We start from the raw sequence: 12,659 nt of genomic DNA on the forward strand, positions 1-12,659 counted from the left end.
CATTGCCGTAGAATCGCCCGCCCAAAAAATCAGCTTGCAGAGCGAGAAGGAGCTTCGATGCAACGGGTGATGATTGTTGGTCAGCCTGGGTCTGGCAAAAGTACGTTGGCGCGCAGGCTTGGTGAGCGCACGGGGTTGCCGGTCGTGCATATCGACACGATTCATTGGCAGCCAGGCTGGATCGAGCGAAGCCCGGATGAGAAGACCCGACTTTGCCTGGAGGTCGAGGCGCGCGAGCGCTGGATATTCGAAGGTGACCATTCAACCACTTGGGAAAATCGCATCGCCCGTGCAGATCTGCTGATCTGGATCGATCGTTCGCCACCGCTTCGATTCTTGCGCGTCCTGCGTAGAACGCTGCTCAACCACGGTCAGTCTCGGCCCGACTTGCCGGAAAACTGCCCCGAACAGCTGGCGAACCTGCCGGATTTTCTCAGGTTCATGTGGCAGACGAGAAAAACCTCGCGAGCCAAAATGCGCCAATTCGTGTCAACGGCGCCATCGGTTTGCCGGGTGGTTCATCTGCGGTCGAATCGAGAGACGAGGATTTTTCTTGAAAGCATTCGCCCTGCACAGGGCCAGACTTTGCAGACTGACTGACGGCTGACCGCTCCACCAGGGAACTGCCGGTGCCAGGCATCGTCCGAGCTTAAGCGTTTAAGCAAACTGCTCGCCACGAGGTTTCCGTTTGAAAGCTGCCATCGTCAAAAAATACCGTCTGATCATCAAGACCCTCGGCTACGTGGGCTGGTCTTTGTTCTGGTTGCTGCTCTGGGACATCGCCGTCACCGTCGACTTCATGCTGTTTCTCAACGCCAAGCTGAACCTGCCGTTGATGCCGCTGACCTTGCTCGGTTCGGCGTTGATCGTATTGATCAGTTTTCGCAACAGCAGCGCTTACAACCGCTGGTGGGAGGCGCGGACGCTGTGGGGATCGATGATAAACAATTCCCGCAGCTTCGCCCGGCAGGTGCTGACGCTGCTGGACGACGCTGGTGGCGAGGTGAATCCGGTCAAATCGACGCTGTTGCGCCGCCACGTCGCTTACGTAAATTGCCTCGCCGCGCACCTACAGGGCCAGCCATGTCCCGACGAGGTGCGGGCGTTTATTCCCGCCGAAGAATTCGCCCGCAGTGGCACAACCAATAACTTTGCCAACGATATCCTCACCGGCTCGGCGACTTTGCTCGCTCGCGAATACAAGGCCGGGCATCTGGACAGTATTCGCCTGGCGCGGCTCGAGTCGACCCTAGTGGATCTGTCCAACAGCCAAGGCGGCATGGAGCGGATCGCCAATACCCCGCTGCCCTACCCTTATGTGTATTTCCCACGGCTGTTCATTTCGCTGTTCTGCCTGATCGTCCCGATAGGTCTGGTGGAATCCCTCGGCTGGTTCACGCCGCTGGCGTCGACCGTGGTCGGGTTCATGCTGCTGGCCATCGAGCGCATCGGCACCGATCTGCAAAGCCCGTTTCGCCACAGCGAACACCAGATTCAAATGGAAGCGCTGTGCGAAACCATCGAAAAGAATTTGCAGTCAATGCAGCGTGATTCGTTGGGGGATGTGCGCAGGGTTGGGGAGCCCGCTTGAGGCGCTGCTTTAGCAGCAGCGCTTTTTATCTGATGCGGAGCGGCTATTGACGAGTGTCCGCCGCCTCGGCCGGGTAAAACTCGCCCTGCTTGCCCATTTCTTCAAGTCGTTCGCGCGCTACCGCTTCAACACGGGCCACTGCGTCTCGATCGTCAGGGTCAACCAACTGCAAGCACAGGCGTCGCACATTTTGGTCATGGGTCCCCTCGCTAAGCATTTCGTGGGTGAAGACTTGTTCTCCACGCCATAGGCATAACTGGGTATGGGTCCCGCCGAGCCATATCTCGTTGATTGATCTCAGATCAGTGGTGGCCAGTTGATCCACGGTAATTGTCTTATCCATTGCGCCGTACCTTGAAAATGCTTGTACAGGTACGACTGGCAGGCATAGCGAGTCGTTCAAGTCGTCGACAGTCCACCCACGCCCCACTTATTCGGAAGATTCTTATGAAATCGCCAAAAATCGAAGATTACATCGCTCAATGGCCATTACTGGGCGTGGACTCCGCTGCCCCATGGGCGGTGGTTCAGGATTGCGAGAGCCGGATTCTGGAATTGCTTGAAACGCTCGGCCCGGGATACCGGCGCCACAACAATTGTGCGATTCATGAAACCGCCATCGTTGAGCAAGGCGCCGTTCTCAAAGGCGCAATCATCATCGGCGAAAGCTGCTTCGTCGCGGCGGGGGCTTATCTACGGGGAGGTGTATACCTCGGCAAAAACTGCATCGTTGGCCCCAGCTGCGAGCTGAAAAGTACCTTCATGCTCGATGGCAGCAAGCTTGCCCACTTCAACTTCGTCGGCGACTCATTGATTGGCGAAGCGGTAAATATTGAAGCCGGTGCGATCATCGCCAACTACCGTAACGAACTGGACGGAGCCGATATCAAGATCCGCCACGAAGATCAGGTGATCGAAACAGGCGTCAGCAAATTCGGAGCGCTGGTGGGTGACGGCTGCAAGATTGGCGCAAACGCTGTGATTGCTCCTGGCGCTTTGTTGCGGCCCCACACACGTGTTCCTCGTCTGGGGTTGATTGATCAGTTTGCTTACGATTGACACCAGATATTCGAATCTATTTTTCGGCCAGAAGCTGCCGTTGGAATGTGTACCTTCCCGAGTATGTTCCGAGGTGGTGATCTGTCTGCCGGGAATATGCAAGTGCGATTAATTGGCTGTCTGCTCTTGCTTGAAAGCAGTCCGTGGTTCCAGCCTTGTCACTGAACCGTCACTCCCGCCTCCTACGCTCGACCGATCTCGACCATCGCCCCAAGAGCCCGCATTCCAAAATGCCGCCCATCACCGCCACCTCCCCAACCCGGCAAAAAATCATCCTGCGCTCCGACAACCTCACCTCTTCCGACTTCGGCGCCCTGTTCTCCAGGCTCTTCGGCAACCGCTACGCCGATACTCCGCCGCCGCCCTCCAACATCATCATCGGCGGGGTCTACGGGCGGCACGACGGGGTGAGTTTTCGGCGTATGCATTACCACGGCGACTTCAGCGTCACCCTCCCCGATCCGCAGAACGAAATCACTTTCGTCATCCCCACCGCCGGCAAGATCGTTTTCAACCACGCCACCGAGTCCATCGGCATGGCGCACATCGGTCTGGCGATCGACAAGGCGGATATCCGTTCGATGCGTTTTGTTGACGATCACGCGCATCACGGCATTTCGATCAATCGTCTGCAGCTCACCGAGCGGTTGTCGGCGCTGCTGGAGAAACCGGTCGTGCAGAAGATCGTGTTTGAGCCAAGCGTGGATCTGAATACCCCGGCATTTCAGGGCCTCAAGGCGTTGATCGATCTGGCCACGGGCACTGAGTTCGATGCCTTGATCAACAGCGGCACGTTGATGCCGTCACGGTTGCGCGAGATGTTGATCGATGCGGTGCTGGAGGCGTGGCCGAACAATTTCACCGAGGCATTACGGGGGCCGGCGCCGTGTGTGGCGCCGCGACACGTGAAGGTTGCGATGGAATTTATTCAGGCGCATCCGCAGCAGTTGGTCAGTGGCGTGGATCTGGCGCGGTTGAGCCATGTCAGCCAGCGCGCCTTGCAGGAAGGTTTTCGACGTTTTGTCGGGATGTCGATCGTGGCGTATCAGCGGCAGGTGCGTTTGCAGCGCGCCTATGAGGCGTTGGTGCGCGGGCATGCAGGCTCCGTGACGGAGGTGGCGTTGAGCTTTGGCTTCAGTAATGTCGGGCGCTTTTGTCAGTATTTTCAGAGTGCTTATGGCGTTAGCCTAGCGGAGTTGAAGGCCAGGCGTTGACCATTCGGTCCGGCGAAACCTGCATTTGATTGAACAGCAGGAATCTCAGGGCGACTAACCCAGACAGGTCGTTTGACGGCACCGCCGATTCAAGCGGCGTTTACCTGGCTGCGACCGACGGTGCGTTTCTGCGCGCGTCGGTGCAGGCTTCGCAAGGGGGTTTCCATGACCGAGGATTTCATCGGCTTTTTCACGACACACACGATTTTAGGAATTTCACTGGCGAACTGGGTGCTGGCGTTGCTCGCCGCAACGCTCAGTTATCTGTTGACCACCACGGCGATCCGCTTCGTTTTCCGCAAGGTGCAGGCGCGGGCCACTGCCGGCAATGGGCATCTGACGTACATGGCCAGCGAAGTGCTGGCGGCGACCAGCACCACGTTGCTGCTGTTGGCATCGATTCTGGTCGGCATCGGTTTGCTGGATTTGCCCGAGCGCTGGCTCGGGCGTGTCAGCAGTTTGTGGTTCGTGGTGGCGGCGTTGCAGGTCGGCCTGTGGACCAACCGCGCGCTGGCACTGGGGCTGCATCGCTATTTCTCGCGGCATAACGCGACCGGCTCCTTTCAAGCGAGCGCCTTGGCGACCCTGAGCCTGTGGGGCGTCAAGGTATTGCTGTGGGCGGTGATTCTGCTGGCGATGCTGTCGAACCTGGGCGTCAACATCACTGCATTCGTCGCCAGCCTGGGTGTCGGCGGTATCGCGGTGGCGCTGGCGGTGCAGAACATTCTCGGCGACGTGTTCGCCTCGCTGTCGATTGCCGTCGACAAGCCGTTTGAGGTGGGCGATTTCATCGTCGTCGGCACGCTGGCCGGTACGGTCGAGCACGTCGGCCTGAAGACCACGCGCATCCGCAGTCTCGGCGGTGAGCAGATTGTCATGGCCAACGCCGACATGATCGGCAGCACCATTCAGAACTACAAGCGCTTGCAGGAACGTCGAGTGGTGTTCGAGTTTCGTCTGACTTACGAGTGCACCAGCGAACAGATCCGCCAGATCACTCAACGCGTTGAAAGCATCATCAAGAACGAAAAACAGGCGCGCTTCGACCGCTGCCATTTCCGCAGTTTTGGTGAAAGCGCGCTGGAATTCGAGACGGTATATATCGTTCTGGACGCCAGCTACAACGTCTACATGGACGTGCAGCAACGCATCAATCTGGCAATCATGGAAGCGGTGGCCGAGCTGGACGCGACGTTCGCCTTCCCGGCGCGCACCGTGCATGTCGCCTCGCTGCCCGAACCCACCGCGCCACCGGCACGCACACAGCAACCTTCGCGTGCGCAGCATGCTTGAGCGCAAGAGCCCGGCAACCTGCCGGGCTCGCTGTGTTCAAAACGCGTAACTGGCTTTCAGTCCGCCATTGAAACCATGGCTGTCACCGCCACCGTTGGCCCCGACCTCAGCGCCCACACTCAGGGCGCCGAGGTTGGCCATCAAGTTGACGCCGCCGCTGAACTGATCGCGGTTGTCGAACGCCGCGCGCTGCTCGATATCCAGCCCCAGCAGGTGGCCTTCGCTGTCGACTTGCTGATCGCCGAGCGCACGTTCATAGCCCACGCGAACGCCCGGGACCAACTGCCACGCACCCACGGCCACCGGGGCAAATGACACGTCGAGATTGGCCACCGCGCTGCGGCGGGTCTGCTTGATGCCATCGACGTCGAGCGCCAGCTCACTGCCCTTCTCTTTGAAACCTTGCAAGTCGAGATGACTGACGCGAAAGCCCAGGCTCGGTTCGACAATCACGCTGCTCAGCGGCAGGCGATAACCCAACGCCACGGTCGCGCCAGTGAGATTGCCGTGAGTGTCGCCCTTGGCAGTGCCGAGGCCACCGCCAAGCTCGCGTTTGCTGTCGTAGTCGACGTAACCGGCGCTGGCGTTGGCATCGACAAACATGCCGCGCTCAAGGCTGGTGAGGCCGTAACGCGCACCGAGGTTGAGGAAGGTGAAGTCCGTATCGGCCTCGCCACCCGCGCCGCCCACGCTGCCCTTGCTGTAGCCAAAGCCGCCGCGCGCGCTGAGTTGTTCGTTGAAGCGCTGGGTAATGCCGAGCATCAGGCCCTGGCTGTGTTCGTTGCTGCTGTCGGCGTGGGCCGAGCCGTCCGTGCCGAGGTAGCCGGCAAGCGCGGTGCTCCAGAGGCGGTATTGGCCGATCTTCAGATCGCTGCCGCTGGCGAACGGTGCGGCGGCTTGTTCAATCATCGCGTTCTGCCGCAGCAGGTAGCTGGCCGCATCAGCGTGGACCTGACCGCCGACTTGAGATTCGACACCGCCCAGACTGCCGGCGTCGATCGCCGATTGCAGGTAGTAGTTGTAGGCGCTGTAGGTGCCGGACAGCTCGGAGTTCTGCAGCTGGCGCAGCAACTCGGCACCAGCGGCGGCATTGCCGATCAGCCCGGCCTGACCCGGCAAGCTGTTGTACTCGACCAGTTTGCCGCGCAGCACGTAAATGGTTTCCTGGGACAGACCGAGGCCCTGCTTGAGGTAGTTGTCCATGCTGCCGTACTCGGCGGCGACCTGGTCGAGACCGGCCTGCAAGTAACTGGCCTGAACGCCGAGCAGCGGCTCGTAGACAGCGGCCATGCTCGGCGGCAGCGCTTTCAAGGTCGCGGCGACACGGGCGGCGGTGTAGTCGTTGGTCGCCAGATAATTGGCCATGATCGTCGCCTCATCGACGCCAGCGATGCTCTGCAACACGGCGGCGGTCCAGCCGGTGCGGTCCTTGCCGGCGGTGCAGTGGAACAGCTGCGCAGCGTCGACACTGGCCAGCTCATTGAACAACTGGCCGAACTGCCCGCGCATGCCGGCATCGCTGACGAAAGCGCGGTTGGTTTCCTCCATCATTGCCACCGCTTCGGCGGCGCTGTGGAACGAGATATTGGTGATGTCCGCACCCGAGGTGGTGCTGCCGATGATGTCGATATCGCGGTAGGCCGCGCCCGTGATCATCGTGTCGGGCGTCGCGGCGATTTCGCTGGGCGTGCGCAAGTCGTAAATGGCTTTGATGCCCAGACCATTGAGCGTCGCCAGATCCGTCGCCGACGGCGTCAATGCGTTGGAGCGGTAGAACACGCCGCTGCGCATAACGCCCTCGTGGGCGGTGGAGTACGCGGTGGTGATGCCGGCGATGTCGCGGAAGTTGTCGATGCCGGACAAGCGCGGCGTGTCGAGGCTGACAGGCTCGGCCGCGTGGGCAGCGGCGATGGACAGGCTCAGAACGGACAGCGAACACAGAAGACGTTGGAACACAGTGCAGCCTCATGAAATCAGCGTTGGGCTGGTCACTATGGGCAGACGAGTGGGAGGGAATATGACAGTTTCGGCTGGCTACAAAATGCCTGCGCGAATGGGCCGTGGGGTGCGTGATCGGTCCATCAATCCTGCTTGAATGTGTTGAAGATCCCTGTGGCAGCGAGCCTGCTCATGAAAGCGGCGTGTCAGCCGATTATATTCAAACTGAAAAAAGCTTTCGCGAGCAGGCTCGCTCCCACAGGGTTTGGTGACGTATCCGTTTTTTCAATTTGTCGCGCGCAATCACAACCCCTTATAAGACTGCCATCACTTTCAAGAACAAGAGGCTGTACCCATGAGCAACGCCTGGAACGAAGGTTATTTCACCGACGAAGGCTACACCTACAGCTATAGCCGGGAGATCAATCCGGTGTTCCTGCGTTACTGCCTGTTGTTGCGCGGGTTCGCCACGCTGGAAAGCAACGATGGCGTGCACTGCGAACTGGGCTTCGGTCAGGGCGTGTCGATCAACATCCACGCCACCGCCAACCCGGGTTCGTTTGTCGGCACGGACTTTCACCCGGGTATGGCGGCCCATGCCATCGAACTCGCGACTGCCGCCAACAACGGCGCCCGCCTGTATGACGACAGCTTCGAACAGCTGCTGGCGCGCAATGATCTGCCGCAGTTCGACAGCATCAGCCTGCATGGCATCTGGACCTGGGTCAGCCGCGACAATCAGAAATTGATCGTCGAATTCGCTCGCCGTCACCTGAAACCGGGCGGCATGCTTTACGTCAGCTACAACTGCTTCCCCGGCTGGTCGCCATCGGCGCCGCTGCGCAATCTGTTCAGCCTGCACGATCGTTTCGCCAATGCCTCGTCGCGCTCCGACCAGCGCATCGACGCCGCACTGCAATTTTCCGAAGCACTGCTCGCGGCCAACCCGAAATACGCCGCTGCGGCACCGAGTCTCGGCGCGCGGCTGCAGAGCATCAAGGGTCAGGATCGTCACTACGTCGCCCACGAGTATTTCAACCGTGACTGGAATTGCATGTACTTCGCCGACATGGTCGACGCGCTGGCCTCGGCCAAACTCGACTACGCCACCACGGCAGTGCCGCTGGATTCGGTCGCCCCGCTCAACCTGAGCGCTGAAGGCATGGACTTTCTGGAAACCATCGAACATCCGATCATGCGCGAGCAAGCGCGGGACTACTTCGTCAACCAGCACTTCCGCCGCGACCTGTACGTACGTGGCGCGACGCGCCTGTCCGCTGCCGAACGCCGCGCGAGGATGCTGCACAGCCGTTTCGTGCTGCTGCAACCCTGGGAAACCGTGGCGGGCTCGGTCAGTGGTCCCGCCGGCGAAGCGACGCTGCAACCGGAGATTTACGGCCCGGTGCTCGATGCACTGGCGGCACAGAACTATGCGGCCAAATCGATGCGCCAATTGCTGTCCGAGGCTGCGCTGGCTTACGACGACCTCGAACAAGCCCTGGCCGTGCTGATCGGTATGGGCGCTGTCGCTCCGTGCCAGAGCGAGGCCGCCGAGTCGCAGGTCAGCGGTCGCTGCGCCGCGCTCAATCTGCAACTGTGCAAACGCTCGCTGTACGGCGCCAACATCCAGACCCTGGCCAGCCCGGTCACTGGCGGTGGCGTGACGGTCAGCCGCTTCCAGCAGCTGTTCCTGATCTCGATCAAGCAAGGCAAACAGCAGCCAGCCGAGTGGGCGCAATTGGCGTGGAGTGTGATCAGCGAACAAGGTGAAGTGCTGGTAGAGAACGGCCAGCCGCTGCTCACTGCCGAAGCCAATATCGCCGCGCTGACCGCACAGGCGCAGGTCTTCGCCGAGCAGACGCTGGTGGTGCTGAGGGCGTTGAAGATCGCTTGATTGCCAACGAACCATTGTGGGAGCGAGCCTGCTCGCGAAAGCGCTGGATCAGCCGCCAAATCGGTGACTGACGTACCGCATTCGCGAGCAGGCTCGCTACCACATTGGTCGTGGAACAGGGTCAAGCCAACCGTCCTGTTTCCGGAACTTTCCGCCCTCTGCCGTCCGTCCAGCCGGCCTGCAATAAACGAAATTTCCGCTCCACCCACTCCTCACAACTATGCATGCGCTAACGCCCATCAGGGCAAAAGCGCGATAGCCTGGTCTGAGGAAAATTTGAATGTTCATACATAACAAGCGACTTCAGTACACCGTTCGCGTGGCCGAGCCCAACCCTGGTCTGGCCAATCTGCTGTTGGAACAATTCGGGGGCGCCAATGGCGAACTGGCCGCAGCAGCGCGCTATTTCACCCAAGCCTTGGCTGAGGAAGATCCGGGGCGCAAAGACCTTCTGCTGGACATTGCCACCGAAGAATTGAGCCATCTGGAGGTGGTCGGCTCGATCATCGTCATGCTCAACAGAGGTGCCAAGGGTCAACTCGCCGAGGGCGTTCAAGAGGAAGGCGAGCTGTACCGCGCGCTGAATGGCGCCGGTAATGACTCGCACATCACCAGCCTGCTGTACGGCGCAGGCGCGCCGCTGGTCAATTCGGCCGGGGTGCCGTGGACGGCGGCTTACGTTGACTCGATCACTGAGCCTACCGCCGACTTCCGCTCCAACATTGCCGCCGAAGCACGGGCAAAAATCCTCTACGAACGCTTGATCAACATCACCGATGATCCGGGCGTCAAAGAGGCGCTTGGCTTCCTGATGACACGAGAAATCGCCCATCAACAATCCTTCGAAAAAGCCCTGCATTCAATCCAGCCGAACTTTCCGCAGGGCAAGCTACCGGGGATGCCGGAGTTCACCAACAAGTACTTCAACATGTCTGGCGAGCCCAACGTGCGCGGTCCGTGGAACGAGGGCGGTGCGTGGGAGTACGTGGAAAACCCAGAGCCTGCGGTCGACGGCGGCGACGGTCTGGCGACCGTCAGCCTTCCGGCCGAAGACGAACAGGTGCTGGAAGCGATGAAGACCCGTACAGCCTCTGACCCACTCAGCGAGCCGGTGACCGGTGCTGACCTGGGCTCCGGTTATGTACAAGGTAAAGATGTCTGAACCCGTCCGGCGGCCCCGGACCGGGGTCGCCACTTGCTCAAGGAAAACCACATGAAAAGCAGCAAAGTCCTGGCACTGACCTCTGAACATTTTCAACGTTTGATGGAGAAGGCATACGCCGGTTTTGAGCTGGACTGCAAACAGGCCTGTCGAGGATTGAAGGTCAGCATGGCGGTGAATGTATTCGGCTTGGGCACCCTTCTCCCGAATAATTTTGCCGATCAAGCCACAGTCCAGCAATCGGAGGTGGCAGCCATCCATTGACCGCGAACTGGCGGGAAGACTTGCTGCTCTGTGAGCCGAGTGTTGCCACCGTCTTCAATGCCGAACCGGGCCTTCAGAAAAGTACCGCCGCCGCTTCCCTCATGAAGATCTCGACGGTCTTCGGCCCTATCCCCTCGAACTCGGACAGGCGCTTCTCCAGCGCCTTACGGTCCGCGCTCGCGGCCACGATGTTACTGACCTTACCGTCGTACTCGGTATTGAGCTTGTTGGCCAACGCGAGCAGTCGCGACGCCGTGCTTTCGTCGTAACGAACGTAACGCGCCTGCCCCAGCATCGACACCAGTTGACGGTGCGTACACTGCGCGAGCTTTTGCGGGGTGTCTTGGTGATGCTGCTCTACTATGACTTGATACGCCTTGGCGGCAATGGCGCCCTGAATCCTTTTGCCCATCAGAAAACTCGCCAGCAGCCATTTGAACAGGCCGGTTTCGTTGGCATTGCGCAGGTCGATGTTCAATTCACCGGCCGTGATGATATCGCTCACAAGTCTCACCTCAAGGCGCGCTTCAATTACAGATGTTGACCCGGCACGGCTTTGAACGATCCAATCGCGACCGCCTGGCCAAGGCAGTAAATTGAATTCCAGGTGGAAAAGGATGGTCATCTTTCAAGAGATGAGAGATGACAAGCATAAGGACCCTCAGATGCTCGGTCGTAAGATGCCCAAAACCAAGGGGCATGACGCCGCAGAAACCGCTCCCATCAAAGCTGCCAGCGAGATAGCCGCTTTCCGCCTGACAGTCATCTTCATGCTGACGGTCATTCTGGCGTTTCTCGGCGTGGAGGGATGGCGAACCTGGCGTGACTATCATGCAGCCTTCTCGTCGGCGCGTGATTCGGTCACCAACCTCGCGCGGGCAACCGCGCAACATGCCGAAGACGCCATCCGCCAGGTCGATGTGTTGACCGCCGCCCTGGGCGAGCGCGTCGAAGGCGACGGTCTGCAGAACATCGACGTACCGCGCATCCACAACTTGCTGGTGCAGCAGGCCAAATTGATGCCGCAGTTGCATGGGCTGTTTATCTACGGCCCGGACGGCAAATGGATCGTCACCGACAAGGAAATGATCCCGGACCCGGCGAACAATGCCGATCGCGACTACTTCCAGTATCACCGCGCCAACACCGATCGAAACGTGCGTATCGGTGATGTCGTCAAAAGCAAATCCACAGACGACCTGATCATCCCGATTTCCCGCCGCTTGAATAACCCGGACGGCTCCTTCGCCGGCGTGCTGCTGGGGACGATCAAGGTCAGTTACTTCGTCGACTATTACGGTGATTTCAAGATCGACGACAAGGGTGCGCTGGTGCTGGCATTGCGCAACGGAACCATTCTCGTGCGTCGTCCTTTCATCGCTTCGGTAATCGGTCAGAGCCTCGCCGACAGTGAGGTGTTCAAGAACTACCTGCCGTTTTCCAATCAAGGGATCGCCGAGGTCCGAGCCGTCGTCGACGGCACCCAGCGTCTGTACGGTTACAGAGCTTTGAGCACCTATCCGTTGGTAGTCGAAACCGGACTGTCCCGCGAATCGATCATTGCGCCGTGGCGCTGGGACCTGATCAAAACCGGCTTTGTGTTGATGTCGGTGATCACCGCGTTCACGGTCTTCGGACTGATCGTCTTGAGGCAACTGCGCCAACGGATGGTGATGGAAAAGGATTTGCGCAAGGCACACCAGGCCATGAAGGACATGGCCTTGACCGACAGCCTGACCGGGCTGGCCAACCGTCGGCGACTGGACACTGCCTTGATTGACGAAATTCGTCTGGCCAGACGCCAGGGTTCGTCGATCTCACTGATCATGATCGACGTCGATCACTTCAAACTCTACAACGACAGCTATGGGCACGCGGCAGGTGATGATTGCCTGAGCGCCGTCGGCCAGGCCATTGCGCAGGCGGTAAAACGGCCGGGTGATCTCGCCGTGCGCTATGGCGGCGAGGAGTTTTCCGTGTTGCTGCCCAACACCGATATTCGCGGGGCGGCGCTTGTGGCTGAGGAAATTCTTGAGGCCATTCGATCCTTGCGGATGGAGCACAGAGCCCATCCGCTGGGTCACGTCACCGCCAGTGCAGGTATTGCGGTTGGCAAACCGGCCGAACATGAAGTGAGCCCTGCCACTCTTATCGAGTCTGCTGACAAAATGCTTTATGCCGCGAAGCAGAAAGGCAGGGATCGCTACTGTATCGGCGAGGAAGTGCTCGGCGCCTAGCCACCGC

General features: G+C 59.6%; 12 protein-coding genes. 9 read left to right on the plus strand and 3 right to left on the minus strand.

Translation table 11 applies throughout. The features are described from left to right. Positions 1-57: 57 nt before the first annotated feature. Together AB4N48_RS12610 and AB4N48_RS12615 are read left to right on the plus strand one after the other, a co-directional pair. Entirely contained in the window at positions 58-600 is a 543-nt protein-coding gene (locus AB4N48_RS12610; protein WP_460095542.1) for a P-loop NTPase family protein, read from the plus strand. Between the two features lie 88 nt (positions 601-688). Next, complete coding sequence (locus tag AB4N48_RS12615) at positions 689-1,591, plus strand: bestrophin family protein (protein ID WP_460095543.1); 903 nt, start codon at positions 689-691, stop codon at positions 1,589-1,591. A 43-nt stretch (positions 1,592-1,634) separates the two neighbouring features. On the opposite strand, the gene AB4N48_RS12620 is transcribed toward AB4N48_RS12615, so the two are convergent. Next, a complete protein-coding gene (locus AB4N48_RS12620) occupies positions 1,635-1,934 on the minus strand; it encodes a hypothetical protein (RefSeq protein WP_207807237.1) in 300 nt (99 codons plus the stop codon). Positions 1,935-2,038: 104 nt separating this feature from the next. On the opposite strand from AB4N48_RS12620, the gene AB4N48_RS12625 reads away from it, so the two are divergent. The 3 genes from AB4N48_RS12625 (at position 2,039) to AB4N48_RS12635 (ending at position 5,157) form a co-directional block, all read left to right on the plus strand. Continuing rightward, entirely contained in the window at positions 2,039-2,650 is a 612-nt protein-coding gene (locus AB4N48_RS12625; protein ID WP_460095544.1) for an LbetaH domain-containing protein, read from the plus strand. 230 nt (positions 2,651-2,880) lie between these two features. Next, a complete protein-coding gene (locus AB4N48_RS12630; RefSeq protein WP_460095545.1) occupies positions 2,881-3,864 on the plus strand; it encodes a helix-turn-helix transcriptional regulator in 984 nt (327 codons plus the stop codon). 165 nt (positions 3,865-4,029) lie between these two features. Continuing rightward, a complete protein-coding gene (locus AB4N48_RS12635) occupies positions 4,030-5,157 on the plus strand; it encodes a mechanosensitive ion channel family protein (protein WP_252877936.1) in 1,128 nt (375 codons plus the stop codon). A 36-nt stretch (positions 5,158-5,193) separates the two neighbouring features. On the opposite strand, the gene AB4N48_RS12640 is transcribed toward AB4N48_RS12635, so the two are convergent. After that, a complete protein-coding gene (locus AB4N48_RS12640) occupies positions 5,194-7,113 on the minus strand; it encodes a tyrosine-protein phosphatase (protein WP_460093540.1) in 1,920 nt (639 codons plus the stop codon). Positions 7,114-7,450: 337 nt separating this feature from the next. On the opposite strand from AB4N48_RS12640, the gene AB4N48_RS12645 reads away from it, so the two are divergent. The 3 genes from AB4N48_RS12645 to AB4N48_RS12655 all read left to right on the plus strand — a co-directional run bounded on the left by AB4N48_RS12645 (position 7,451) and on the right by AB4N48_RS12655 (position 10,415). Then, positions 7,451-8,989: a methyltransferase regulatory domain-containing protein gene (locus AB4N48_RS12645; protein ID WP_460093541.1), complete on the plus strand. Its 1,539-nt coding sequence runs from the start codon at positions 7,451-7,453 to the stop codon at positions 8,987-8,989. A gap of 280 nt (positions 8,990-9,269) precedes the next feature. Further along, the gene (locus AB4N48_RS12650; protein WP_041480494.1) at positions 9,270-10,151 is read left to right on the plus strand and encodes a manganese catalase family protein; all 882 of its coding nucleotides are present in this window, start codon (positions 9,270-9,272) and stop codon (positions 10,149-10,151) included. A 51-nt stretch (positions 10,152-10,202) separates the two neighbouring features. Further along, complete coding sequence (locus tag AB4N48_RS12655) at positions 10,203-10,415, plus strand: hypothetical protein (RefSeq protein WP_252869279.1); 213 nt, start codon at positions 10,203-10,205, stop codon at positions 10,413-10,415. A 73-nt stretch (positions 10,416-10,488) separates the two neighbouring features. Here the strand turns inward: AB4N48_RS12655 and AB4N48_RS12660 are convergent, their stop codons facing one another. Beyond that, on the minus strand, positions 10,489-10,920 hold the full coding sequence (locus AB4N48_RS12660) for an HhH-GDP family DNA glycosylase (RefSeq protein WP_460093543.1): 432 nt from the start codon (positions 10,918-10,920) through the stop codon (positions 10,489-10,491). A 160-nt stretch (positions 10,921-11,080) separates the two neighbouring features. Between AB4N48_RS12660 and AB4N48_RS12665 the strand changes: the two genes are divergently transcribed. Then, on the plus strand, positions 11,081-12,652 hold the full coding sequence (locus AB4N48_RS12665) for a sensor domain-containing diguanylate cyclase (RefSeq protein WP_258708006.1): 1,572 nt from the start codon (positions 11,081-11,083) through the stop codon (positions 12,650-12,652). Positions 12,653-12,659: the final 7 nt, after the last annotated feature.

The sequence above is a fragment of the Pseudomonas sp. S2_C11 genome (assembly GCF_054668395.1).

Excerpts from the sequence above, each read along its gene's own strand:
- AB4N48_RS12610 (WP_460095542.1), top strand. The coding sequence starts at position 58 with ATGCAACGGGTGATGATTGTTGGTCAGCCTGGGTCTGGCAAAAGTACG.
- AB4N48_RS12620 (WP_207807237.1), bottom strand. The coding sequence starts at position 1,934 with ATGGATAAGACAATTACCGTGGATCAACTGGCCACCACTGATCTGAGA.
- AB4N48_RS12625 (WP_460095544.1), top strand. The coding sequence starts at position 2,039 with ATGAAATCGCCAAAAATCGAAGATTACATCGCTCAATGGCCATTACTG.
- AB4N48_RS12630 (WP_460095545.1), top strand. The coding sequence starts at position 2,881 with ATGCCGCCCATCACCGCCACCTCCCCAACCCGGCAAAAAATCATCCTG.
- AB4N48_RS12635 (WP_252877936.1), top strand. The coding sequence starts at position 4,030 with ATGACCGAGGATTTCATCGGCTTTTTCACGACACACACGATTTTAGGA.
- AB4N48_RS12645 (WP_460093541.1), top strand. The coding sequence starts at position 7,451 with ATGAGCAACGCCTGGAACGAAGGTTATTTCACCGACGAAGGCTACACC.
- AB4N48_RS12650 (WP_041480494.1), top strand. The coding sequence starts at position 9,270 with ATGTTCATACATAACAAGCGACTTCAGTACACCGTTCGCGTGGCCGAG.
- AB4N48_RS12655 (WP_252869279.1), top strand. The coding sequence starts at position 10,203 with ATGAAAAGCAGCAAAGTCCTGGCACTGACCTCTGAACATTTTCAACGT.
- AB4N48_RS12665 (WP_258708006.1), top strand. The coding sequence starts at position 11,081 with ATGCTCGGTCGTAAGATGCCCAAAACCAAGGGGCATGACGCCGCAGAA.